This window comes from Pantoea sp. Mb-10 (assembly GCF_021272205.1).
Lineage (GTDB): Bacteria > Pseudomonadota > Gammaproteobacteria > Enterobacterales > Enterobacteriaceae > Pantoea.
Map to the genome: position 1 here is coordinate 224027 of NZ_JAJSDX010000005.1, position 25363 is coordinate 249389.

Genomic DNA, 25363 nt, shown 5'->3' on the forward strand with positions numbered 1-25363 from the left:
CCTGTCTTTGCAGGGCAGTCATCAGCGTTAGCGCCGCGCATACCCTTGTCTTTATCATGGATGCGATTATTATTTTGCCTTTGTGTAAGCGTCCATCTGTTTAATTCGCATGATGCGTTGCAAAAAAGAGAGCACCCACTATGTTTGCCTTCTCACGTTTTCTGATTTACTTCACCGAAGTGGCACGCCAGGGTTCGCTACGTAAGGCTTCCGAGGTGTTACACGTCTCTGCGTCCTCTATCGACCGGCAGATTTTGCGCGTGGAGGAACAGCTGGATATGCCGTTGTTTGAACGCCATCCATTAGGTTTATGTATGACTGCCGCTGGCGAAATCCTGTTTAATGCGGCCAAAAACTGGCAACGTGATTTTGGTCGTGTTTGTACCCAATTAGAGGATTTGCGTGGCTTGCGACATGGCCATGTGCATATCGCCACCATTGATGCCATTAACCGCGGTTTTTTCTCCTCAATCCTGCAGCGTATTCGCGAAGACTATCCGGGCATTTCGTTTACCCTCACCACCATGAGCAATATCCACATCGCGAATGCGCTGACCGCCGGTGATGCGGATTTTGGCATCATGCTCAACCCACAAAGCTCGCGTGAACTGCTGGTGAAATCTTTTGCCGATCTGCGTCTGGGGATTGTGGTTAGCCGACACCATCCCTTGGCAGCGCTGGAATCTATTCGCTTCAGTCATTGCGAACCCTGGCCGTTTATTGTGCCCGCCGCGCCATTAATGCTGGCCGATCCGCTGGAAGCGCTCATTAACAGTTCTGGCATTCGCCTGAAGGAAGTGGGGCGCACCAATAACATTCATATGCTGCGATCGTTAGTGCGTGATGATGTTGGGATCAGCCTGATGTGCTGGCTGGATATTGTTGATGAATATCGCCGGGGAGAACTGAAATTCATTCCGTTGATCGACACGGTATTAAAACCCTTTACTCTGTCACTGTGCGTGGCACCACAACGCCAGTTATCGGTGGCCGCGTCAATGATGCTCGGGCAGCTCGAGTTGTTCTTTGCAATGATAGAGAATGAAGAAGCGCTGGCAGGAAAGGAAGAGAAACAAACCGGATAACAGCCTGACTTGCCCGCCAGATTTTGTAGCGGGTGGTGACGAACAACACCCGCTGTAGATGATAGTTCAGCCTAATAGCGGCACATCAGCATCCTTTTATGAAGATGTCACGATGGTGAAGAGTGAACCCGCAGACCCTGACCCCGAATCATAGCCTTGTATGGCTCGTCAGTGAGACACGATTGAAGTGACGTTCGTTACTGTACGGATATGAAAACTCAGGGATTCAGAAAAATGAAAGATTGGGCAGGAAACGTCAGTTATCTCATCAGGCTTGTTGCTGTTGTGGCAACAGGCTTAGCGGCAGGTCTGGCAGGGATGGCGCTGGGGCTGATTTTACACGCAGTGCAGCACTACGCGTTTGGCTACAGCCTGTCGCATGTCATCGGTACCGTCTCTTTTCTTCAGGGCGTCAGTGATTCTTCCTTCGTGCGGCGCATTGCAGCTATCGTGACTGGCGGTGTTATCGCGGGCTTCGGATGGTGGTTGCTGGGGCGTTATGGCCAGCCTCGCGTCTCGATCAAAGACGCCGTCGCTGTGCCCTCCCGGGCGATGCCTCCGGGCACCACGACCGTTCATGCGCTGCTACAGATCGTGACTGTTGCGCTGGGCTCCCCACTGGGACGTGAAGTTGCCCCACGTGAAATGGGGGCGCTTGCCGGCGGCGCCATCGCGCGCCGGTTAGGTTTAAACGAGGATGAGGTCCGGATTCTGATTGCCTGTGGTGCAGGCGCTGGCCTGGCGGCTGTCTATAATGTGCCACTGGCGGGGGCCTTGTTTAGTCTGGAAGTTCTGCTGATCGCTTTTAGCTGGGAAAAAGCATTCGCTGCCGTCGTCACCTCGGCGCTTGCGGCCTGGATCGCCTCACTCGGCCTGGGAAATGAATCGCAGTATCATTTTCTGTCCGTTGCGCTTCCTCATACCTTTGTACTCTGGGCCTGTCTCGCGGGCCCGCTGTTGGGCCTGGCGGCATGGGGATTCCGGATTATCACAGGTAAAGCCCGCGCCGGGGTCAAAAATAACTGGCAGATGCCCGTTATCTGTCTGCTCGCCTTTGCTGTGCTCGCTGTCCTCAGTCTTTACCATCCTCAGTTACCGGGTAACGGTAAGGGGCCGATGCAGATGGCTTTCAGCAATGAATTGGATGACCGCCACGCTGCCGTTTTACTGGGACTAAAACTTCTGGTGATCCTGGCCGTACTGCGGGGCGGCGCTGAGGGAGGCCTGCTGACGCCCGCTCTGGCGGTCGGTGGGCTCTTGAGCCTTCTACTTTGTGCCGGATGGCAGCTTATTTTTCCTGGGGGGAATGCCCCCAGTTTTGCACTGGTTGGAGGCGCAGCATTTCTGGCGGCATCCATGCAGATGCCCCTTACCGCCGTCGTCCTTGTGATGGAATTTACCCAGATGGAACACAGTTATTTTGTTCCGGTGCTGTTATGTGCGGCAGGCTCCTACCTTACCTGCCGCATTCTCGATGGAAAATACCGATACTGAACCGGTGAGAACGTCAGTGATGAGAAAGCTGTGACTGACGTCGCCGCCCGACAACAGCAACCTGGCGTCATTCTTAGCCAGTCAAGGCAAAGGATATTTTCGTTCTCCACGCGGTTCTGATGTCAGGCGCACTCTTTCTTATTTGTTAATAAGCGCGAGGAGCGGACGTTAACTGCCATGATAAGCGTCGCCAGATTCAGCTTCAGACTCCCGGTTTTTCGCGAGTTGAACCTTCAAAGGAGATGCTGCGGATATGGCAATTACGTGGTTGGGCCAACACAAAGCCAATTGATTCCCAGACTGAACGCCCATTCATCAAACGTTCCCCCATTTTGGCATCTTTTACTGGGTGCCATTTTGAGACAACAGGATGAGGCTGTACTGCGTTTTTTTAATCGCGAGCCAGGGGACATGCAACGTCCGCTTCTGACACAAAGCTGACGGAATCAGATGAATGTCCGCTAAGAGCGAGAAGCGGAACGTTTACGTAAAATGGAAGAGTGAGATGAAGGCATCTTGAGTCACCCGATCATATCAACCGGTAAATGACTTAAAATTAGGCGATCTTCAGCTTAAATAGCCGATATATTGCCACCCGGCCTGAATCGGTTACCTTCACTTCACGGTATCCCTGTGTACGCGTTACCCACTCTTTTTGCAGGAAAAGTGTAAACAGGGCTGAGCCAGCGTCACCGCCGAGATGGAAACGTCTTTCACTCCAGTCCAGACAGCCGCAACAGGGTTTACGTCGTGTGCGAGGGTTAAGCAAAATGCCTATTTTCTCAAAATTCACTTTGCCGGCTGATGTCAATTCCGAGCCATCTGCCTCAAGCCATTTTTCCTGCAGCATAAATTCATAAATATTGACAGCAAGTTCGCCTGCCAGATGGTCATAGCAGGTGCGTGCGTAACGCAGATAAACCGGCGTACTGGAAACGGGGGCTTTGGAAGTACCCATGGAAACGCCCATCAGGTTTTCCAGCAGTCCGGCGATATGATGGCCTGCAAGGCTGTAATAGCGATGACGCCCCTGCGTCAGGCAAATGACCAAGCCGTTGCTGAGAAGTCGGTTCAGATGCCCGCTGGTAGTCGAGGCTGCTATGTCAGCCACTACGCTAAGTTCGGTAGCTGTCCATGCGCGCCCGTCCATCAGGGCGCACAGGATACTTACCCTTGACGGATCAGACAGTGCAGAAGCCACCTTTGCCATTGATGTTTCAAGAACATCATCGGGCTCGCTGTCGCGCTTTGTTTTAACGAGGTTCATTCAGAAGGTATTGCCCACTTTCGGGTTACTTCGGCTGCCCGGGCATCATCATCCGTAATGAGAATGAGCCGGTTACTGTGATCGCTGTACTGTAACAGAATATTGATGCCGTTCCGGGCAATTGTGTCAGCTATTTCTCCCAACTCTCCGGGCCGTTCCTGAGGTAATTTTCTTACCAGGGGACGACACACGTTGCAGACGGTAAAACCGGCTTCAGTCAACACTTTGCGTGCTTTATAGCCGTCCTCAACCAGGAAATGGGCGTGCCCGCCTTCAGGTCCTGTAAATACGCCACCGCCTTCAAGTCCCACTCCGTTTTCACCCAGTACACTACCCAGTGAACCGAGTGAACCCGGGCTATTTTTGAGAATAACGTGAATGTCATACATGCTGATTTGTTCCCTTATCAGAAGAGTAGTCACGGAATACGCTGGCTATTCGTATTCGGTAGAATGAAAAAATCGACTGCTTACCTTCTTTCTGAGCGGCCTGATGCATTAGATTTTGCTTCCATCCGGCTACAGACTCCTCATCTTCCCACCAGGACAAAGAAAGAATCTTTCCGGGCGTAGTCAGGCTCTGGAAACGCTCAATTGAAATAAAGCCGGGCGTGTTGGATAAGAGAGGTTTCAGCTCCAAAGCGAGCTGAAGATATCTTTCCTGAGCCTCTGGCAGGGCATCTGCCTCAAAAAGTACTGCAATCATGGTCCGCTCCGCTGTTAATTTACGGACACTTTAACGATGACGGAGGCATGCTGCTTCGGTCGGCACCGAAGTATGCTTGTGGGTGAGCGAAGCCATCGACATGGATAAGCGATGAACAGCAAACTCATAAGTTGAAAGGCGGGACAGCATAGAAGTGTGGGTTCACACGCAATGTCCGCTTCTGGCACAAAACAGACAGACGGCAGGATAATGTCTGACAAATTTTATCTGCGGAAATGGCCAACATTAATTGCTTGAAATCGGAGGGGGATGAGTCAGCCACTCCTTTGAACAGTCATAATCCAATCGCTCGCAATAAAAATAAGTGTTCCAGGTCGCTTATAATTAAATTTTTTATATCGACACTTCCCCAAAAAGGCAGGTTAATGATAACTATCATTTAGTGAAAATGAAAGGGATTAATATGTAAGGGGGGAATCATCCCGGACAGAATGTATGATTTTTTTTCAACTGCGCCTAAATATTTCTGAATTTTTTCCGATACTGACTTGTAGCCCTCACATACAGCAAGCTGTATATCCAATTATTCATCTTTAAAAGTAATGTAAGATTATTTATGCACCCTAACTCCAATTTTTAACAAGGGTTACGATGAATATTTGTCGCTCAGCTTGCATCAATCATACTTACAGTTTAATGCCGAGGAAAAAATGGGAAAAGTGCAGGCGACATCACGAAAAATGAGCACGAGAACATTAATGATACTTGCCGGTGGACTGACTATCTGCATAGGTTTTATCGCTACCATTGGGTTGATAAGCTGGATGTCATCTAAAGAGCAAAAAATGCTGGCTGTGAATAATCTACAACTCATAGCCAGGACGACTGGTCAGCAAATTCAGGGAGAGTTAAGTAAGGGGCTGGACGTTGCAAAAACACTGGGACAGAATATTGCTGCTTTACCCGCGGCCGGCGTAAAAGATCGCGGGGTAGTCGATAAGTTGATGCAATATACCCTTAGTCAAAATGCTGATTTTATGTCGATGACAGTTGTATTTGAGCCCAACGCTTATGACGGACGGGATGTTGAGTTCGCTGGTAAGACCGGGCAACTTCCAGATGGCCGCTATGCCTGGTATGTTGATCGTGACAACAAAGGGCAATATAGAATGAATGCGGCCCCCAATTTTATGTTGCCGGGTGACGGAGATTTTTATCAAATTCCGAAGAATACCCGTAAAGATGTTCTAATTGAACCTTATAAGGCCCCTTATGAAGGTGTAGGGCTTGTATGGATAACCTCCGTTGCCACACCGATAATTATAAACGACAAACTGATTGCCGTTATTAACTCCGATATGTCTCTTAATGCGATACAGAAGAGAATAAGTCTGTTGAAACCCTTTAATGGAACAGGTTATGCAGTTTTGATATCAAGTGATGGTGTTGTCGTGGCCTCACCGGACAAAGAAAATGCTGGGAAAAAATGGAATGGAGATAGCAGTTTAAAAACATCGGGACTTTCTGAGCACTATGATCCTGTGCTTAAAGAAAATGCTATTTATGCTTGGTATCCGGTGCTGGTTGGCGATAGCGATAAGCCTTGGTATTTTGGCGTGGTCGTTCCCGTTAGTAAAGTAATGGAGGCCGCGAACCATGAGATTATGTGGGCTGCAAGCCTGATGATACTCAGCATCATTATTGTATGCGCAGTGTTGGGGATTTTATTCAGCCGTAAGGTTTTACGCCCGCTGGGAGGAGAACCTATTGAAGCGGCGAAAATTGCCCTGAGCATTGCAGGTGGGAACCTTCAGAGTGATATAAAATTTGATAAAAATGATAAAAGCAGTCTGTTTTATGCGCTTCATATAATGCAGAAACAGTTACGAGAATTTGTCATTCAAATTAAGGATGCGAGTCTTACTGTCCGTCAGGGGGCAGAAGAGATTGCTCATGGAAATCTTGATCTTTCATCCCGAACAGAACAGCAGGCTGCATCACTGGAAGAGACAGCCGCTAGTATGGAACAAATAAGCGCTGCAATAAGGCTCAATGCTGACCATTCCCGTGAGGCGACGGAAATGACGTCCAAAGCAAACTCAATTGCAGACAGAGGAGCAAAGATAGTCGGTCAGGTTGTCGAAACGATGGCCGGCATTAACGAGAGTTCAAAGAAGATTGCCGATATCACGACCCTGATAAACAGCATTGCCTTCCAAACCAACATACTCGCGCTCAATGCGGCGGTAGAAGCTGCCCGGGCAGGCGAACAAGGCCGCGGTTTTGCTGTTGTGGCATCTGAAGTACGTAACCTCGCTCAGCGTACCGCAAATGCCGTAAAAGATGTGTCATCATTAATAGAAGAGTCCGGCATGCGCGTCAGTCGCGGTGTGAGTCTTGTTGATGAAGCGGGTGTAAGCATGCAGGAAATCAACCAAGCTGTATCATCCGTTCAATATATGATTGAGCAAATTGTCACTGCTTCTGATGAACAAGCCAGAGGGATAGCTCAGGTCACGCAAGCTGTTAATGATATTGATGGTTCAACGCAACACAACGCTTCACTGGTGCAGGTGATGTCAGCGGCCTCAACCTCTCTTGATTCACGTGCACGCCAGTTGGAACAGACGGTGGCGCATTTTAACTAGAAATATTATTGCAACCCACAGACCCATTTTAAGGCTTCAACTTCGATCACCTTCGTGAACCCTTATTACTCCTCGGCAGACTTGGCGGGGAGTAAAAAGATGAGCTGTGCTTTTAACGCAGGCAATATAGTTGAGTTGACCTGCTTCCCGCTGATTACCACATTCCAAGGTTATCAACTTCCGCTTCTGGCACAAGCGGACGGAATCAGATGAATGTCCGATAAGAGCGAGAAGCGGAAGTTCAGGTGGCACATTCAGACCGAGAGGTTTTCAACAAAAGGCGTAAGTCAGCTTGGGACAGCTATATGAAAAAAGCTTCACCTACAAAATTTCGCCAGCTTTTTTTTCCTCAGCACAATGTACTGGATGGCTTAATCAATCATGCTCCTTCCTTACTGCTTATAGCTAATTGAGCAATCGCATTTTGGAGATGCTCAAGAAATGTTTTCACTTTTATCTGTAAGTATTTTCTGCCGGAATAGAGCGCGTATAACACCAAATCTTCGGGTTCGCTGTTACAGTTAATTTTAACAAGGGAGCCATTATCGATTTCTGATTCACATGCATGGAGAGGCAAAATGGCGAAACCAAGTCCTTTCAGTGCCGCGGCCTTAGCCATCTGTCCGCTGTTCACCTTGTAGCCGGACTGCACCTGGACGCTTTGGTTTGGTTTAAATCTCCATGGCATTCCCTGCAGCACTGACATACTGGTAATGCAGGGGAGTTTAGTCAGCTCATCAACAGATTGTGGTGAAGGGTAGCGTTCCAGAAGTGCGGGTGCTGCGACCACGCAGCTCGGCCAACGAAAAATTTCCCTCGCCACCCAGCAGGAATCCTCCAGCGGTCCACGTCCAAAGCGTAATATCAGGTCGAATTCATCCAGTAAGCCCTCTGTTGGATCCAGTTGTGTGTCACAACTGAGCTGTATTTGGGGATGTCTGATGCAGAAGTCAGCGAGGATATCTGCCATGAATGGAAGGTCTGGTGTAATGATCTTCAGGTGACCTGAAAGCGAATCACCAAACAGTGCGACTTCCTGCAGAGCATGATCCAAAGCGTGCGTGAGCGGCGTAACGGATTGATATAGCATTCTGCCGGCTGCGGTGGGCATTATCCTGCGCGTCGTTCGCTCCAGTAGCCGCACGTGGAGTTGTTGTTCAAGTAAAGCGACATGCCTGCTGACGTTAGAAGAGGGCAACTGAAGTTGCTCTGACGCTAACTTAAAACTCAGTTTTTCATAAACCACTCGAAAGCTGATCAGCCACTGCAATTCACATTTCTCAATCATCGATTATCCCAAAAAATGAGATTAACAAAGTTATAACGCTGTATTTATCAATAATAAGGCGGTCATTACAATTTTTATTACGTTTCGTAGAGGGAAAATAATGATGACCAGGCCTAAGAAAATTGCCATCGTCGGTGCCGGCGTGGCTGGAATAGCATTGGGAATACTTGCGACCAGACAGGGCCATCAAGTCAGACTGTTTGAGCGTGGCCGCAACGTCTCCTGTGTTGGAGCAGGTGTGACTTTATGGCCAAATGCCATGTTCGTCATGCAGAAGATGGGGCTGGACGAAAAGATCCAGCACGTAGGGGGGACACCGAGCATGATGCGCCAGTTTGATCGGAAGGGTGACCTTCAAATGCAGTTCGATATTTCAGCCGTGAATTCGATTTGCGGTTTTCCGAGTGTCACAATATTGCGGCGTGAACTGATGGGCTTACTGGCCAGTACGTTAGAGAGTCTGGGCGGAGGGATCACATTCAATAGTGCAATTGGTGCAGCGGACGTGATGACGTTGAGCCAGGAGTTTGATCTGGTCGTCGGCGCTGACGGGCGTATGAATTCGGTCGTACGGCAGGCTCTGTATAGGGATAAAGTCACGCCTCGTTATCATGGCTTTGTGAACGTAATCGGTGTGGGAAGACAACAAGAGCACATCCTGAACAACGCTGTTGATGACTTTCGCGGTCAAGGTGAGCGTTTTGGGATCGTGCCGGTGAAGGATGGGTGGTGCTATTGGGCAGGGGCGTGGAACGCGCCTGTTGGCAATGGACGTCCTCGGGCACATTGGTACGATGAGCTGCATCAGCGTTTTCGAGACTGGCCTGCTCCTGTGCGGCATGTGCTGCTGTCATGTGACAGGGCATCTGTACGGGGAATTTTTGTGCATGACATTGATCCTCTTCCTTTTTGGCATAAAGACAATGTCTTACTCATCGGAGACGCGGCTCATGCTTCCCTGCCTACATCCGGGCAGGGAGCATGTCAGGCGCTTGAAGATGCATGGAGTCTTACTTGTTTAATGAAAGAGACAGATGATCTGAACATTGCTCTGCAAAACTTTTACCACCAGCGACATAGCAAAACCTTAGCAGCGCAGATGGCTGGAAGACAATTCGCGCAGAAAATATTCTCTGAGCAGCCTGAGCCACTGTTACCCGCATCCATTCATTCCGCAGCCGAACTCAGCCGGTTCTGGATGCAGGGTTTAAAGCATGTAGCCTTATAGAAACAGGTTATGAGGATGCGGTATAACTCTATGTCGGGACTTGTGTCAGCTGTGCGGGGCCAAACAGCTGTACCCACAGCGCAGTCGCCAGCGTGGACGCAGTGGCTGACGACCAACCGTCCACACAGGCCGTTCATAACTGAATCTCCTGTCGGTTAGTGACCGCCCATCAACTTTTCCGCCTCTTCCGGCTTGTCGTGCACACCGAAGCGGTCAACGAGGGTACGGGTGGCGTCGTTCATGCCCCGTATTTCCACTTCAGCACCTTCCCGGCGGAACTTGATTACCGCCTTGTCCAGTGCGCTCACGGCGGTGATGTCCCAGAAGTGGGCGTGCATAACGTCAATAACCACGCGCTCTGCCGCTTCCCTGAAGTCAAAGTGGCGCATAAAACGATCGGCAGAGGCAAAAAAGACCTGACCGGCCACGGTATAGGTCCGGGTCTCGCCCTCCAGTGACGATCTGACCGTCATGAAACGTGCTACCTTGGTGGCAAAGTTTAGCGAGGCAATCAGCACCCCGGTCAGCACGCCGAAGGCCAGATTGTCGGTTGCCACCACCACAATCACGGTCGCCAGCATCACCACGCTGGTTGACAACGGATGGCGGCGCAGGTCGGTGATGGAGCGCCAGGAGAAGGTGCCGATGGAGACCATGATCATCACCGCAACCAGCGCCGCCATCGGGATCTGCGATACCTGGTCACGCAGGAAGATTATCAGGCAGAGCAGCACCAGTCCGGCCGTCAGGGTCGAGAGGCGCCCGCGCCCGCCGGACTTCACGTTAATCACCGACTGACCAATCATGGCGCAGCCCGCCATACCGCCGATAAACGCCGTGCAGACGTTGGCGATACCCTGCGCCTTGCACTCGCGGTTTTTATCACTCGGCGTGTCAGTCATGTCGTCCACGATAGTGGCGGTCATCATCGACTCCAGCAGCCCCACGACGGCAAGGCCGGCAGAATAGGGTAGGATAATCAGCAGGGTATTCAGGTTTAGCGGAATATCTGGAATAAGGAACACTGGCAGGCTGTCAGGCAGTTTGCCCATGTCGCCCACGGTACGCACGTCCAGGTGCAGCCACATGGAGATGGCGGTCAGCACCACGATGCAGATCAGCGGCGAGGGAATGGTTTTATTGAGGTACGGAAAGAGGTAGATGATTGCCAGGCCTGCGGCGGTGAGCGCATAAACGTGCCAGGTCACGTGGGTCAGCTCCGGCAGCTGCGCCATAAAAATCAAAATGGCCAGCGCGTTGACGAATCCCGTTACGACCGAGCGCGACACGTAGCGCATCAGGCTGCCGAGCTTCAGATAGCCGGCTATCAGCTGGATGACGCCGGTTAGCATGGAGGCAGCAAGCAGATACTGGAGGCCGTGGTCTTTGACCAGGGTTATCATCAGCAGCGCCATGGCACCGGTGGCCGATGAAATCATGGCGGGGCGTCCGCCGAAAATGGCCATAACCACGGGAATACAGAACGCCGAGTAGAGGCCGACCTGCGGGTCGACGCCGGCAATGATGGAAAACGCGATCGCTTCAGGAATAAGCGCAAGCGCGACGACAATACCGGCGAGCACGTCACCACGGACGTTGCCCAGCCAGTCCTTACGCGTCGAGGACAGCAGCATAATAATTTCTCAGATTTTGAATACAGTTAGCCCGAAGGGCGAAAATTTCACAGACGAAAAAGCACATCCGCAGACGGGATGTTTCAGGATGCGCGACCGAGACAACTCAGTGCGACAGGAGAGGGTGACGACTCAGGGTGGCGTAAGACGCATGATGTTTTGAGATCTCCTTTACGGCAAACAGAGGCCTTCAGGACTGAATTAAGCCGGCTCATCAGGGGGATGAACGCTGACCGGGAAGCCTGATCTTGTCAGAACGGGCGCTTAACTATAAACGAAACCAGAAAGAGATCAATGTAGCACCGTGCAGATCATGGTGAGGAAAAGGATCAGAAAAGCCCCCCTTATTAACATTCGCTATCGGCACAGAGCAAACATCTGCAGCATCCAATATTCGCCGTGAGCAGTACCGCTCAGCGCTGCATGTCCATTCACGGATGTGTTCTTTCGCGTCTCACCTTAACAGCAGCCTGATTCAGGATGTGACCCCTCCGGACAAGAAAAATCTGATTTTATGAGTCGGTCATAAAAACGATATACCGGCAATAGAAAATCAGTTTGCTGGAACTCAGACACAGAGATTTACGACACACATAATACTTTCCACCACAGAACGTATTGATTAAGGGTAAATCATGAACAGGCTCTCAACAAAATCGCTACTGAAAACAACAGCATTCGCGCTCACCGTGTTTTTGTTAAATCAAGACGCAGCACTGGCTGAAACCGCGTCAGCCTCTTCGCAGCCCATCCAACATGGTGCGGTTTCACAGCTGAAAAATGCTGCGCACCGTAACGGAAACATGATTCTGGCCAGAGAGAAAACCCTGGCGAGTGGTCAGCGCGTAAACTCGGCCTGCTACGATGATGGCGGCCCGTGTCCACAGGATGACATTACTTATGATGCATCATAAGTAATTAAAACCGGCCGTGACCTGCAGACTCCGGATCAACATAAAAAACCGCCGTAAGGCGGTTTTTTTGTTGATCGACGCAGATTTGGTAATCAGGATTCAGGCCAGTAACCCAATCTCCTGGCACTAAGCGGGCAGCTTCATCAGGGAAAATCCGCAATAAGGGAAATGGTGGCATTACAGGCTGCTTCCTGTCTCCAGGAATGAAAGCAGCACTTACTGCCTTAGCTGTCGCTGCTCAGTCCGGTTTAACGATGGCTCAGAAACAGCCATGGACTCTCCTCGGCTTTCAGATCCGGCCAGCCAGAATGAACATTTTTTAATCGCTGCCGATAGTAATAATTCCGTCATAAAACAAAACGGAAATGTACTGCATCGCTCTCCTGCAGCGCAGGAGAGCTTTCGTATCAGCACTGATGTCTCCATACATCAACGCGGATACCCGCCGATATCAGGGAACCTTCATGAATAATATTAAAATAGGTATAAGGCTTAGTGTGGCCTTCGGCTTTATGGCATTGCTTGTCATTATGATGGTGCTGATTGGCGTGGTTAAAATTAACTCGCTTGGCAATGTGAACGATGAAATTTCAGGCAGCCTATACAGTAAATCCTCCGCCTCCCAGTCTCTGCGCTATCTCACATCCGACATGAGCCGTCTTGCACGCAACGCGATTCTCCTCAAGGACGAGTCTCAGAGAGAGAAAGCCATCAATGACTACCGCAGAGAAAGGCATGAGCTTGATAGCCTGCTCGAACTGCTCCGGAAAGAGGTGAACTCGCCCACAGGGCTGGAAATCTTTAAGCGTCTCACGGACCGGGCAGACCTCTTTCTGCCTTTTGTTGATGAAGTTGTGACCCTCGCGAAAAGCGGCAAAAGCGACGAAGCCACGCAGCTGATTTTCGGTCCGCGTTATCACAGCCAGGATGAATTCATGGCTTCCCTGAAACAACTGCAGGACCATCAGGAAGCGCGCATGATTACCGCTACTGCACAGGCGCGCGAAGACCGTTCTTCAGCACTGAGGATACTCATTACCGCAGGCATTATTGCCGTACTACTGGCCGCCATATCCGCACTTTTCATTACCCGAAGTATCACACGGCCACTTACGGAGGCCGTGCAGGCTGCACGTCGCGTAGCCCTGGGTGACCTGAGTGGCGCTGTGCATACGGGTCATAAAGATGAGACAGGGGTCCTGCTGTCAGCCATTCGTGACATGCAAGATTCGCTGATTAATACCGTCAGCCAGGTGAGAAGCAATGCGGAAAGTGTTGCATCAGCCAGCAACCAGATTGCGCAGGGTAACGCTGACCTCTCACAACGAACTGAAGAGCAGGCCAGTGCGCTAGAGCAGACTGCGGCAACCATGACGCAGCTGGGTATGACCGTCAGGAACAATGCGGAAAACGCACGGCAGGCCGGTCAGCTGGCAGTGGGCGTACGCGATGTGGCGAATAAAGGCAGCGATGCCACCGGAGCCATTACCGGGACCATGAAGACCATCAGCGAAAGCTCCGGTCGTATCGCCGAGATCACCGCCGTGATTGACGGAATCGCATTCCAGACGAATATCCTTGCGCTCAACGCCGCAGTTGAAGCGGCTCGGGCAGGTGAACATGGGCGCGGATTTGCCGTGGTGGCAAGTGAGGTAAGATCTCTGGCACAGCGCAGTGCAACAGCTGCCGGTGAAATACGTCAGCTTATTGAGGCAAATGCGCACAGCGTCGGAGAGGGTAACAAATTAGTGGTACACGCCTCTGAAACAATGTCAGGCATCCTCTCTGCGGTCGGAAAGCTGACTGACACCGTGGAGGAAATCACCTCTTCAAGCGCTGAACAGGCCCGCGGTATTGAACAGGTAGGCATTGCGGTAACGGAGATGGACAGCACCACGCAACAGAACGCCTCGCTCGTCGAGGAGTCGGCCTCTGCGGCTGCAAGCCTGAAAGATCAGGCCGAAAGGCTTCTCCAGGCCGTATCCGTATTCCGTCTGAGTAATCAGGCCATTACGTCTTCTGTTAGGACGGTTTCTGAACCTCTAAGACAGAAACTCAGTACGCCGGGAGCAAGCATCGACGTCGCGAATAAGGACGAAGGCTGGACGCATTTCTGACTGGAGCGCCGCGCGGCTGGTTGGCGCGGTATGACGTAAAAATCCGGCAGTGAGTCAGGCCAGCGTCCGTGTATGAAACAAGCCGCGGGTCTTCTTCAGGGCGTGTCCGCTTTGCGCGAAAAGCGGACGTAATCATGTTAGGGACAGGGAAGTCCTTCCATATTAAATATAACATCCCGCCACACAGTGCCGCTGCGCAGCCGGAATGGGCTTCAGGAATGTCCGTCCTGCAAAGCAAACGCAACTAAACTTTGATGATCTAATCGGAAATATTGTTTTTCTTCGACCACAGAAGCCCCAAGTGACAAGTAAAATTCGGCAGCTTTCGGGTTGGTTGTTTCAGCAGTCCAGTCAAAACGTGTGCAGCCATGTTCAACTGCGAAAGCCGCAATGAATCGCATGAGTGATTTACCGATCCCTTGGCCTCTCACTTCTGCTGAAGTGAAGAGATCTTTCATGTATGCCTGTCCAGAGCATTTTGGCGCAGGGAACATCAGCGTGAACGTGGCGAATCCGACGAGCGCGCCGTCTTTCCATGCTCCCAGGACAGTCACACCCGAATAGGTAGAGAAAACGCGCTTAGTTAGATAAGAGTGCATTTCGTCATAGCGGGTAGCTTCACTCCCGAAGTAATAGGATTCCATTTCGACAAAAATTCTCGCCAGCTCCGGAATGTCCGAATCCCGGCAGATCTCGATTTTCATACACATCCTTTATTTTTTGCTGTCACTACATCACCCGAAGTTAACATAAGAGTTCAATGACGAATAAAGATACCCTCTTAATCTACAACCTGTTTTCAGCTCTGCTCATGAAAACTGTGCCTCCCGATTCCGGGGGTTATAACCCGATATTAATCCGGATCATCACCAGCTGTTCTCGTGTATTCGCGCCATCCAGCCCCACAGTGCCCTGATAAGCAATGCCCGGCGTGATGCTGTATGGCAGAAGAAAATCGATGCCGGCTCCAAAGGTCAGGGTTCGCCGGCTTTGTTCAAACAGCGACACGCGCCAGCTATCATTTGCGGTATCAGCATAACCCACCCCTGCGCTCTCGCTGCCGCTGAGCGTTTGAGCATACTCAACGCGCCCTTGCAGGCGCAGTAAGCCCCAGCTGACGGGCGCAGATCGTTCGCCGCGCAGCCCGGCGGCCGTCAAGACCTGCACCGCCGCCTGCGGTGCGTAGGCAAGGTTATACGCGCCCGCCCCGGATTCGCTGAAGCCGTCTAACCTTGTGCGGGTGTACTGTAGACGCCCATAGGGTGAGACCATCATTTCGGGCGCCCGATATTCGTAGCCTGAAGTCAGTGACGTAAAGACCTGACGGCCCGAGCGGGAACCGCGGGCCACGGCGTCGGAATTCGTGACCGCACGGCGGCTATCAAAATTCAGCGTACCCTGTCCAAGCAGGCCATCCACAAAGAACGGTCCCGGGTGATAGCTGCCGTAAAGGGCGGCGCTGAGCGCGCGCCCGTTCGTGCGGGTGTCGTTGTCACCCACATCGCTGACATCGCGGCCGAAGCCAATGCCCGCTCCGCCGGTAAAGGTGGTGCTGAAGCGGTAGTCGGCCCCGGTTGTCACGCCCACGGTGGTGTGACTGAAGCGCACCCCGTCCGCACTGTCGCCGCCAAAATCAACATAGCCTCCGGTCCAGTACGAGAGTTTGCGCGCCTGCTGTCCGGTGGCGAAAGGCAGTTCGGGAGTGTCAGACCGGCCCTGTAGGTCATTCAGGCCCGATTTTTTCTGCTGCCAGGCCGTTGTCCACATATCCCGATCGGCGTCGCGCTCAGGACTGGAAGCGGGCAGGGAAAAATGGACGCCGGTCATGTCAGAAGGCAGGTCGCTCCCGCGATGCAGCTGCTCCAGTCGGTCGCTGAAGTTGCGCAGCTGCGCGCGAGCAAAATTCTGTGCGGCCTGATACTGCGCGCTCACCAGTCCGATGACGTCAGCATCCTTAGACGGGTCGGGGCGCGCGGTAATGGTCAGGGTAATAAGTGCTGGTGATGTTGTTCCGGCAGCGCTGGTCAGGGCATAGCGGAGCGTGAGGGTGCCGCTGGCCTGCGCGGCGGCGGTGAACAGAAGCTGATAGTCGGCACCGGAAGCCTGGATGGAGGCCTTACCCAGGCTGCTGTCCGGCTGCGCCTGCAGCCGGGCGCCGGTGAACGGACCGCCTGTCGCCCCGCTGGTTAGGCTGATAGTGACCGACTGTCCGGCGGCCACCGTGGCGGCGTGGTCAGCGGCGGACGGTGCCGACGCAGCGATGTCCAGCGAGTATCCCGCCTGCAGCGTCCTGCCGGTGGCATCGGTCACCAGAACGCTAAACGTACTGCTTCCGGAGACTTGCGGGGTACCTGAAAGCTGGCCGTCGCCAAACGCCAGCCCACGCGGCAGGGCGCCGCTCAGCTGCCAGCGATAGGGCGCGGTGCCGCCCGTGACGCTGAGGAACTGAGAGTATGCCTGCCCGGCTTTCCCCTCAGGCAGGGCGCCGCCGGCAGGCTGAAGCTGCAGGGCAGCGGGTGCGGCGGCGCTGACGACCAGCGAGTAGCTGGCCGTACCGCTGTTGCCCTGGCTGTCAGCGGCGGTGACCTGGAAGCGGTAACTGCCCGCCGCAGACGGCGTGCCAGCCAGCGCACCCGTCGCCGCGTTCAGGGTAACGCCGTCGGGTAGGGGGGTAGCGCTGAACGTATAGGGTGCGCTGCCGCCCGAGGCCGTCAGCGTCTGGCTCCAGCGACTGCCCGCCGTAGCCGCATTCAATGCGCCACTGCCGGGTGACAGCGTCAGCAGCACCGGCGTCACGGTCAGCGACACGCGGGCGCTGGCGGAGGTGCCGCTGCTGTTGGTGGCAGTATAAGTAAAGCTGTCGCTGCCTGCATAACCCGCGGCCGGCGTGTAGGCGACCGTCAAACCTGAGACCGCCAGGCTGCCGTGACCCGGCGGGTTCACGATGCTAAGCGAGCTGGCCCTCCCGCCGGATAAATTGAGCGTAATCGGATTGCTGCTGCTGTTGGCGGTCACGGTGGCGGTGCTGTCGCTGGCTATCGGCGAGGCGGTGCTGACGACGAATGTATAGCTGGCGCTGCCGGTGGCACCGTTTGCATCGGTCGCGGTGACCTGGAAGCCGTAGCTGCCTGCTGTGGACGGTGTGCCAGACAGCGTGCCGGTTGTTGCGTCGAGCGCGATCCCGGCGGGCAGTGCGGTAGAGGACCAAGTCCAGGGGGAGGTGCCCCCGGAAACCGTCAGACGCTGTGACCAAGTGCTTCCCACGGTGGCGGCGGTCAGAGCGCCTGATGCCGGCGTCACCGTCAGCACCGGAGGGGTAACGGTCAGAGACACGGTGGCATCGGCAGAGGTCCCCCCGCCGTTAGACGCATGCCAGGTAAAGCTGTCGCTGCCAGAATAACCGGCTGTGGGCGTGTAGATCACCGAGGTCCCGCTTACCGTCGCGCTGCCGTGAGCCGGTGGGGAAACGATCGCCACTGACGTTGCCACTCCGCCACTCAGGGAGAGCGGAATCACGTTATTCGTACTGTCAGCGGCGACGGTGGCGGCGCTGCCTGATGAAACCGGAGCGGCTTCCGCACGCGTGACGCTGAGCGTATACCCCCGAGTCGTGCCGTCCTGCGCCGTGACGACGATGGAAATACTGGTCGTGCTGCCGGATATCAGGCTTACAGACTGGGACGCCGAGCCGGATGCCACGGCGGTGCCGTTCACGGTAACGGTAGCATGGCTCTCAGTGACAACAGGCGTGACCGTAACGGAGGACACGTTACTGAGGACCGAAGCACTATAACTGCTGGTGGCGGCACTGAACGACGGTGAGAGCGTGCCTGACGAAAGCGAAAGACCGGAGAGCGTGGCGTCGCCGGAGGCCGTAGATGCACTGGTGCAGTTGAACACCAGGTTGCTTATCTGGCCGTTTGACGTCGTGGCGCGGATAGCGATGCCGTTTGCCTCCAGGCTGCCCGATGGCACGGTGACAGTCACTGTCTGAGGCGTGCTACTGGTGGCGTTGGCGGCATTATAGGTCTGAAAACTGCTGAGGTTGTAACGCGCGAGGCTGACGCTGTCGGCCATCGCCGGGCTTCCGCCGTATGCCCCACCGCTGTCGGTAAAGCTCAGGGTCAGGGCGTCACCGGCGGCAAAATCAGACGCAGGATATCGGTTCGAGGCGAAGGACAGCGCGGAAGATCCCGACAGGGCGTTAACCGCGGAACAGCCCGCAGAGAGCGCGAAGGCTGAAGGCACTGAACATAGAATCAGAAACGCGGAAACCAGGCTGAAAAACAGCCGCCTGGCAGAAAAAGCATACGCCATGATGCACCCTGAAAGTGAAAGTTATAACAATTTTATTAATAAGATTAATCCTATTGGTGCAAGTTATCACATAGCGTGGCAGACACAAATACAGTGACAAAAATTAAAATTTGCACGTATTTCACGGCGCAGTCTAAGGAAGGTGGTGGTGGGTTAGATTCATGATTTAATTTTTAAATTTAATTTTCAGGTTTTTCGGCAGGATTGCTGTAGATGCGAAATCTATTAACGATAAGGGTGGGGATCCGTTTAGCGGGAGTGGAGCCAGAAGACGTCATCACGATGAAAGCATCATGGATATTAAAAAATAATTTATCAAATACTACATTCCCGCATGCTAATGCCGATAAGATCAGGTTGACCTGAATGTGTAGCCAGTTCTTAACGCTGAATAAATCGTAAAGCGTTAGAGATGAGGGCGTGGTCAACGGTAACGTCTTCGCGCCGGAAATAAGGGCAGAACGTTTTCTCGGCTCGATGATGTCGCCGTTTCAAACGATATAACAGAAGGCGAGATTGCTGGCTGGCTAAGTGATATTTTTCGTGAAGCCGCAGCCGGGCGTTTTCCAAATGTGGAACGTATCGAATAAGGATGTAATAAAACAGTATCACTTGGCGTCTGGTGTCGGCACTAAGCGGGTTCACGGCAGGCTGGGGTCCGCTATGAGCGAGAAGCGGACATTAAACCGGGCTTTTTTCAGTAGCCATCATAGCCGGCAGCTCGCTTACCAGTTTATCAACGGCCAGCCTGATTTTGAGAGGCAGATAGGGAATTCGCGACCAGACGGCATACACCGGCTGGCTTTCAGAAGGCCAGTTTTTTAATATCTGTGTCAGACTCCCGCTGATAAGCTGCCCTCGCACAAGCCAGTCAGGCAACCAGGCGATGCCGCCGCCCGCAACGGCAATATCTTTCACCGCCTGCATATCATCCATCATGAGTCTGGCAGAAGGCGTCACTTCATAAATTTCATCATGTTCATTTTTAACACGCCATTTCAGTATGCGTCCTGAATGGATGTAAGCAATGGTCGCATGATGCTTAAGTTCTTCGGGTGAAACAGGCTCACCGGTCTGGCGGAGATAATCAGGAGAAGCGCAGAAAACCATATTATGCGAGGCCAGCTTACGGGCTATCAGGCTGCTGCTCTCAGTCAACGCACCAATTCTTACGGCCAGATCAAATCCTTCTGCCGGCAGGTCCACCTGGCGATCGCTGAACGACATTTCCAGTTCAAGCCCGGGATTTTCTGTTGCGAGCGTAGACAGCAAAGGTGAAACACAGTGGAGTCCGAACAGCACCGGAACAGATACTCTTAATTTCCCGCGTGCCCGAAGCTTGCCGCCTTCCAGCATATCCTCTGCCAGGCTGATTTCATCCAGCGCCTGGCGACAGGCTTCATAATAAAGCGAGCCTTCATCAGTCAGGCTCTGGCGTCGGGTTGTGCGGTTAAAAAGGGTAACGCCTAGTCTGTCTTCAAGCCGAGATATCGCTTTCGCCACTGCCGAGCGCGTGACGTGCAGTTTTTCTGCCGCCTGAGAAAAACTCGTTGATTCGGCGGCGGCCACAAAAACAGCAATCGTGTTCATTTCGCCTTTCATATTGTTTCCTGCAGAGAATCAATAAAGTGAAATAGTATCGCCACTGTCATCTGACTAGCAATGCTAGGATTTCGTCTGTCCTTTATTACTCATACAGGAGTCTTCATGAACCCTACAATGAAACGCTGGACGTTAAGCGAAACCGGACGTCAGAATCTGAAACTTATTGACGCAGAAATACCTCAGCCCGGCCCGAACGACGTGCTGGTCCGGGTCAATGCTGTTTCCCTTAATTTCCGTGACAAAGTCATTATTGACGGCGGGATGGGCAAGGGTATGGCAATGCCCCTTACGCCGGGCTCTGATATGGCTGGCGTCGTTGAAGCGGTGGGGCCGGGTACGACCCGTTTCAGCGAAGGCGATCGTGTTATTTCATCTTTCAACGCAGACTGGGTTGACGGCAAGCTGAATAACAATGCTAAAAATCCGCACTACAACACGTTAGGCTATGCGCTTCAGGGGGTACTGGCCGAATATGTGGTCATGAGTGAAGAGTGGCTGGTCAGAGCCCCTCAGTCGCTCACCGAAGCTGAGGCTAGCACATTAGTCTGTGCAGGACTGACGGCCTGGTTTGCTCTGATTGAACGCGGTGGCCTTCGCGCCGGCGAAACTGTACTGGTGCAGGGAACCGGTGGCGTATCGCTTTTTGCACTTCAGATTGCTAAGGCGATGGGGGCTGAAGTATTTGTTACCTCATCCAGCGATGAGAAGCTGGCCGCTGCGGCAGCACTCGGTGCCGATCACGGTATTAACCGTAAAAAAGAGGACTGGGTCGACGCCATTTACCGTCTGACAAAGGATCGGGGCATTGATCACGTTGTTGATACAGTTGGTGGTCGTAATTTTGCGAATTCTGTCCGCGCCGTTGCTTCGCATGGGCGTATCTCGCTGATCGGTATGATGGATGTACACGATACCTCAGCGCCAGGGGGATTACTGCTGCTTAAATCCCCTACCATTCAGGGGATTGGCGTTGGCCACCGCAGGGCGCTGGAAGATCTGGTTCGGGCCGTTGATGGGGTCAAGCTGAAACCGGTTATCGCCAAATCTTTCCGCTTTGACGAACTTCCGGAGGCCCTGAAGCTGCTTGATCAGGATGCATTTGGGAAAATTGTTGTCAACGTGGGCTGATATATCAGGCTTCAAAGAGGTCCGAACGAGTTGCCTCTAAAACACCTCTACCGCGTGAACTTTCCACCGGCCCTGATGGTTTTTATTGCAGTATTCATTTCAATGTCCGCTTTTGGCACGAAGCGGACAAGCTGACTGAAATGAAGGGCCGCTTTGAGCGAGGAGCAGACGTTGGCGAAGAAAATAATTTTGAGTCTAATAATTACTAGAATCGCTGCAAATACTACTTACGCGACTTTATTCCTTGGTTTGATAGCTTATTCATATATTAGAGAGCTATCGTTCACAATGATGTAATAGGGTAGTTCATGAGGCTGATTTTTTGTCAAAGGTCCCATTTTTTCCCTTCCACAGATAATCTGAATTCCATGGGTTCTCCGCAAATGTGTACAGTTGGAGCACCAAGTTCATTCCATCGAAACAGATTAAGATGCCAGCCACCCGGTATTAATCTTGAGCAATCAATAATGCCATCAGCACCATAACCCCGAGCAAGGTCAGAGTTTTTCCATGAAGGTGGTTCACGATTTACCTTTAATGCAGGTATCCATGGTTTTTTTGAAAGCTCTGGATCAATCCCCAAAACACGACAAGCCATTTCATCATTTTGATCCAAGACAAATGCTTCGTCGATATAGAGAGGAACAACTACACGTCGAATTCCGTCAGCCCGCATATATCCTGACACAGCCCTTATAGACCACTCTTTTACGGGGCTCATGTAGAGTATAGGCTGTCCAAGGCGATGATACCGTCCGCTACTTCCATGTTTCGGGAGATCAAGGACATAAGCCAGTCTTTCAACGGGAATTGTGCGAAAAAAATAGCCACTTATTCTTCTTAAATATTTCTTGTCGCCCTGACTCATATTACCTCGCAGAATTAACAAATGTGTCTTATACGATGAAGGTAAGATGTCCGATAATGCATATTCAATGTTACAAAATGTCCGTTTGTGGCACAAAGCGGGCTGAAGCTTCCCGTCTACCCGGATTCGGTAAAACGCCTAAAGCACCGAACAGCAATAACGGCCCGGCCGTGAGTAAGGGGTCAGAGGCCAAATACAGCCTCTATCTCAATCTTCAGATCGGATGATCCACGTAGCGATTGGGACTATATGGTCATTCACACTTATTTTATCCACGCATTTTGCGTCAGCCATATTGAAGAAAAGTCGCATTGTCCAGGTGATGGATAGAGCAACAGGAGGCTTATTTTTATGCTTCGCGGCTAAACTTGCTATGAGCACAAGATAGCCTTGGGCTGACTGTAAACATCCGCTTCTGCACAACGCAGACCGTACACAGGCGAAGGTCCGCTATGAGCAAGGAGGGGCATTCAGTGAATAAGCGGAAAAATTGCTGATTTTACATTCCGGCCCTGTTAGCGTGAATGATGATGAAAGCGCACGCTGCCCGATTCCATTCAATGATGATTATTATCACCTGTCTGATTTAGGTGGGATAACGTTCGCCTTTTTCCCGCCGGTAAGGCGGGCCTTACCGGTAACAATCCAGTGAGGTAAATAATGCACGCCGCTTCAGCAACAACGTCAGAAAAACCCACTTTGCACTTGGTGTGTGGAAAAATTGCATCAGGAAAATCCACATTATGCGCAAAGTTAGGATCATTACCCGGCACCCTGGTTGTCAGTGAAGATCAGTGGCTAGCCGCCCTCTTTGCCAATGAAATGCTATCCATATCTGATTATGTGCAGTATTCCTCAAGACTCAGAAATGCGATGAAGCCCCATTTGGTGTTACTACTCAAAGCGGGTCTATCCGTAGTACTGGATTTTCCGGCAAACACACACATAACTCGTGAATGGATGATGAGCATCATTAAAGAGGCAGGTGCCAGTCATAGGCTGCATTATCTGAACGTGTCTGATGAAGTATGTAAATCCCGCTTGCGCGCCCGTAATGCAGAAGGAGCGCATGAATTTGCTGCCTCCGATCAACAGTTTGAAACCATAACGCGCTATTTTGCAGAGCCAACGGCTGATGAAGGGTTTGATATTACTGAATACAGCTGAGCCTGTTTTACTGCACATAAGTCGCCCGTTGGCGGCTTTGATAATTTGCCATCGCCTAAGCGAACTAAACGTCTGCTCTTGGCATAAAGCGCGCGGGTGATCGCGTTGATCATGAAGGCGACGTTCACGTTGAATGCCTCCTTGCGCGGAAAAAATAGCGTTAATAAACGATTAAGCCGTGGTTATGCTTAATGCAAATGAATGTCTCGTTATCAAAAAGCGCAACGCGTTCAGAACAGAACATCTACTCATGCGAAGAGCAACACAATGAAGATGGAGGCATTTGCTTTTGGAACAACCCACTGGGATGAGGTCGAACGCACCGCGCACGCCGGAGAAACAGGGATTGCTTACTGGCGTACCCAGTACTTTGGTGATGCGCCCAATCAAATCCGCGTACGAATAGTGGAATATACCCCTGGCTACCGTGCCGATCATTGGTGCCATAAAGGACATATTCTTTTCTGTCTGGAAGGGAAATTAGAAACCCTGCTTGAAGATGGACGGACATTCGTCCTGAAACCCGGAATGAGCTATCAGGTGGGCGATAATGCTGAACAACATCAGTCAACCACCGCGACAGGAGCGAAACTCTTCATTGTTGACTGACTTGCCTGCCCGTCAACGGCGACCCTCACCGTTTTAAGCAAGCGCGCAAATTGTTCCTTGTTCCGTTACACCGCGCCTGTACTTTGCGCGCGCAGAAAATCAACCATCTTCTGCGCGCCGGGCGATAGCGCCTGGCTGGTATGTATCCCCAGCCTGAGCGTACGGGCAGACAAGGCATCCCTGAGCGTAATCGCTGGGAGCGACGCGCCTAAGGAGGCAGGCATAATCGCGCCATACGGCAGGACGCCGATGCCTATTTCCCGATATCCGCGAGTAAAGTTGCCTCCCGCACAGCGTGTGATGAGGAGGACCTCGCTGGCACGGGCATCAGCGAGAAGGCGCGGTCTCTTCCGGACCGGCGTTGAATAGACCCGCGGCCCAATCCGCAAAGGCGCGCACAGCGGGGGAGAGAAAGCGCGGGTGCGGATAGATCATCGTCACCGGCACGGCGGGTGGCTGCCAGTCCGCCAGAACCTCGACCAGTTTGCCTTGCTGCAGATCCTTTGAAATCACATTCTCAGCAAGCTGCGCCAGCCCAAACCCCTCAAGACACAGTCTTATATAGAGTCCCGTTTCGTTGACGGCTGTATTTCCCTCAACCGGAACAGAGAAAGCCTCAGTGCCTTGTGTAAAACGCAGTTCATTCGTGCGTCTTCCCGAACCGGAAAAGTAATGAATCGCACGATGCTGTGACAACGTTTCAGGCGTCTCAGGGACGCCGAACTTCCTGAGATAGTCCGGCGAGGCGCAGGTTACCCAGCGAAACCGGCCAAGCGGACGGGCAACCAATGTGGAGTCAGCTAATTCCCCGGTTCGTATGACGCAATCGACACCTTCCTGCACAAGATTGACCTGCCGATCGCTCACACCAATCATCAGGTAAATATCCGGATAAAGCCGGTAAAAATCTTTCAGGTTGGGCATGACGATGAAATGGGCGATCCCGGCAGGCATATCAACCCGCAGCCGCCCCCGGGGGCGGCTGGTGGAATCACTCAGGCTGGATTCGCTTTGTTCGATCAGTGACAGAATTTCGCGGCATTGCGGCAGATACTGCAAGCCTTCTGGAGTAAGGCTGACCCGTCTTGTCGTGCGGTTCAGCAGACGCACCTGCAGGTACTTCTCCAGATTTTTAATCGTGCTGGTAACAGTCGAAGAAGGCAGTGACAGCGTTTCTGCCGCGCGTACAAAACTCCCGGCTTCAGCCACCCGCATGAAAATCTGCATAGCCTGAATCCGATCCATCATCCTTTCCTTATGTAAAAACTGGGCCTGATTATTCGCGAATTATGAATGATGAAAGCGTTTTAAGCACCTTTTTAAGGTTA

General features: G+C 52.3%; 19 protein-coding genes and 1 pseudogene. 8 read left to right on the plus strand and 12 right to left on the minus strand.

Going from position 1 to position 25363, the window contains the following annotated elements:
* Nucleotides 1-140 precede the first annotated feature (140 nt).
* Together LU196_RS12485 and LU196_RS12490 are read left to right on the plus strand one after the other, a co-directional pair.
* The gene (locus LU196_RS12485; protein ID WP_232757519.1) at nucleotides 141-1085 is read left to right on the plus strand and encodes a LysR family transcriptional regulator; all 945 of its coding nucleotides are present in this window, start codon (nucleotides 141-143) and stop codon (nucleotides 1083-1085) included.
* A gap of 234 nt (nucleotides 1086-1319) precedes the next feature.
* Nucleotides 1320-2579 (plus strand): chloride channel protein, encoded by a 1260-nt coding sequence (locus tag LU196_RS12490; RefSeq protein ID WP_232757518.1) that lies wholly within the window; start codon nucleotides 1320-1322, stop codon nucleotides 2577-2579.
* A gap of 202 nt (nucleotides 2580-2781) precedes the next feature.
* On the opposite strand, the pseudogene LU196_RS12495 reads toward LU196_RS12490, so the two are convergent.
* The 4 genes and pseudogenes from LU196_RS12495 to LU196_RS12510 all read right to left on the minus strand — a co-directional run.
* A pseudogene (locus LU196_RS12495) lies at nucleotides 2782-2916 on the minus strand (deoxygluconate dehydrogenase); the annotation flags it as partial.
* Nucleotides 2917-3135: 219 nt separating this feature from the next.
* The gene (locus LU196_RS12500; protein ID WP_232757517.1) at nucleotides 3136-3846 is read right to left on the minus strand and encodes a helix-turn-helix transcriptional regulator; all 711 of its coding nucleotides are present in this window, start codon (nucleotides 3844-3846) and stop codon (nucleotides 3136-3138) included.
* Nucleotides 3843-4235, minus strand: a complete 393-nt coding sequence (locus tag LU196_RS12505) for an amino acid-binding protein (protein WP_232757516.1) — start codon at nucleotides 4233-4235, stop codon at nucleotides 3843-3845. Before LU196_RS12505 ends, LU196_RS12500 begins: the two co-directional genes overlap by 4 nt.
* Nucleotides 4228-4551 (minus strand): antibiotic biosynthesis monooxygenase, encoded by a 324-nt coding sequence (locus LU196_RS12510; protein ID WP_232757515.1) that lies wholly within the window; start codon nucleotides 4549-4551, stop codon nucleotides 4228-4230. Before LU196_RS12510 ends, LU196_RS12505 begins: the two co-directional genes overlap by 8 nt.
* 671 nt (nucleotides 4552-5222) lie before the next feature.
* Between LU196_RS12510 and LU196_RS12515 the strand changes: the two genes are divergently transcribed.
* The gene (locus tag LU196_RS12515; RefSeq protein ID WP_232757514.1) at nucleotides 5223-7160 is read left to right on the plus strand and encodes a methyl-accepting chemotaxis protein; all 1938 of its coding nucleotides are present in this window, start codon (nucleotides 5223-5225) and stop codon (nucleotides 7158-7160) included.
* Nucleotides 7161-7539: 379 nt separating this feature from the next.
* Here the strand turns inward: LU196_RS12515 and LU196_RS12520 are convergent, their stop codons facing one another.
* Nucleotides 7540-8448: a LysR family transcriptional regulator gene (locus tag LU196_RS12520; protein ID WP_232757513.1), complete on the minus strand. Its 909-nt coding sequence runs from the start codon at nucleotides 8446-8448 to the stop codon at nucleotides 7540-7542.
* A gap of 100 nt (nucleotides 8449-8548) precedes the next feature.
* On the opposite strand from LU196_RS12520, the gene LU196_RS12525 reads away from it, so the two are divergent.
* Nucleotides 8549-9676 carry an FAD-dependent monooxygenase gene (locus tag LU196_RS12525; RefSeq protein ID WP_232757512.1) on the plus strand — a complete coding sequence of 376 codons (1128 nt, stop codon included), beginning with the start codon at nucleotides 8549-8551 and terminating at the stop codon, nucleotides 9674-9676.
* 155 nt (nucleotides 9677-9831) lie between these two features.
* Here the strand turns inward: LU196_RS12525 and LU196_RS12530 are convergent, their stop codons facing one another.
* Both LU196_RS12530 and LU196_RS12535 read right to left on the minus strand, forming a co-directional pair.
* Complete coding sequence (locus tag LU196_RS12530; RefSeq protein WP_232757511.1) at nucleotides 9832-11310, minus strand: SulP family inorganic anion transporter; 1479 nt, start codon at nucleotides 11308-11310, stop codon at nucleotides 9832-9834.
* A 918-nt stretch (nucleotides 11311-12228) separates the two neighbouring features.
* Nucleotides 12229-12402, minus strand: coding sequence for a hypothetical protein (locus tag LU196_RS12535; RefSeq protein WP_232757510.1), 174 nt, complete (start codon nucleotides 12400-12402; stop codon nucleotides 12229-12231).
* Between the two features lie 286 nt (nucleotides 12403-12688).
* On the opposite strand from LU196_RS12535, the gene LU196_RS12540 reads away from it, so the two are divergent.
* Nucleotides 12689-14341, plus strand: a complete 1653-nt coding sequence (locus tag LU196_RS12540) for a methyl-accepting chemotaxis protein (RefSeq protein ID WP_232757509.1) — start codon at nucleotides 12689-12691, stop codon at nucleotides 14339-14341.
* Nucleotides 14342-14553: 212 nt separating this feature from the next.
* On the opposite strand, the gene LU196_RS12545 is transcribed toward LU196_RS12540, so the two are convergent.
* The 3 genes from LU196_RS12545 to LU196_RS12555 form a co-directional block, all read right to left on the minus strand.
* On the minus strand, nucleotides 14554-15045 hold the full coding sequence (locus LU196_RS12545) for a GNAT family N-acetyltransferase (RefSeq protein WP_232757508.1): 492 nt from the start codon (nucleotides 15043-15045) through the stop codon (nucleotides 14554-14556).
* Nucleotides 15046-15181: 136 nt separating this feature from the next.
* Entirely contained in the window at nucleotides 15182-18658 is a 3477-nt protein-coding gene (locus LU196_RS12550; protein ID WP_232757507.1) for an autotransporter domain-containing protein, read from the minus strand.
* Between the two features lie 681 nt (nucleotides 18659-19339).
* Nucleotides 19340-20260, minus strand: a complete 921-nt coding sequence (locus tag LU196_RS12555; protein ID WP_232757506.1) for a LysR family transcriptional regulator — start codon at nucleotides 20258-20260, stop codon at nucleotides 19340-19342.
* 105 nt (nucleotides 20261-20365) lie between these two features.
* Between LU196_RS12555 and LU196_RS12560 the strand changes: the two genes are divergently transcribed.
* Nucleotides 20366-21391 (plus strand): NAD(P)-dependent alcohol dehydrogenase, encoded by a 1026-nt coding sequence (locus LU196_RS12560; protein ID WP_232757505.1) that lies wholly within the window; start codon nucleotides 20366-20368, stop codon nucleotides 21389-21391.
* Between the two features lie 325 nt (nucleotides 21392-21716).
* Here LU196_RS12560 and LU196_RS12565 read toward each other — a convergent pair whose 3' ends face one another.
* Nucleotides 21717-22259, minus strand: coding sequence for an RES domain-containing protein (locus tag LU196_RS12565; RefSeq protein ID WP_232757504.1), 543 nt, complete (start codon nucleotides 22257-22259; stop codon nucleotides 21717-21719).
* A gap of 660 nt (nucleotides 22260-22919) precedes the next feature.
* Between LU196_RS12565 and LU196_RS12570 the strand changes: the two genes are divergently transcribed.
* Nucleotides 22920-23426, plus strand: coding sequence for an ATP-binding protein (locus tag LU196_RS12570; protein ID WP_232757503.1), 507 nt, complete (start codon nucleotides 22920-22922; stop codon nucleotides 23424-23426).
* 267 nt (nucleotides 23427-23693) lie between these two features.
* Nucleotides 23694-24035, plus strand: a complete 342-nt coding sequence (locus LU196_RS12575; protein WP_232758221.1) for a DHCW motif cupin fold protein — start codon at nucleotides 23694-23696, stop codon at nucleotides 24033-24035.
* Between the two features lie 327 nt (nucleotides 24036-24362).
* On the opposite strand, the gene LU196_RS12580 is transcribed toward LU196_RS12575, so the two are convergent.
* The gene (locus tag LU196_RS12580; protein ID WP_232757502.1) at nucleotides 24363-25280 is read right to left on the minus strand and encodes a LysR family transcriptional regulator; all 918 of its coding nucleotides are present in this window, start codon (nucleotides 25278-25280) and stop codon (nucleotides 24363-24365) included.
* Nucleotides 25281-25363: the final 83 nt, after the last annotated feature.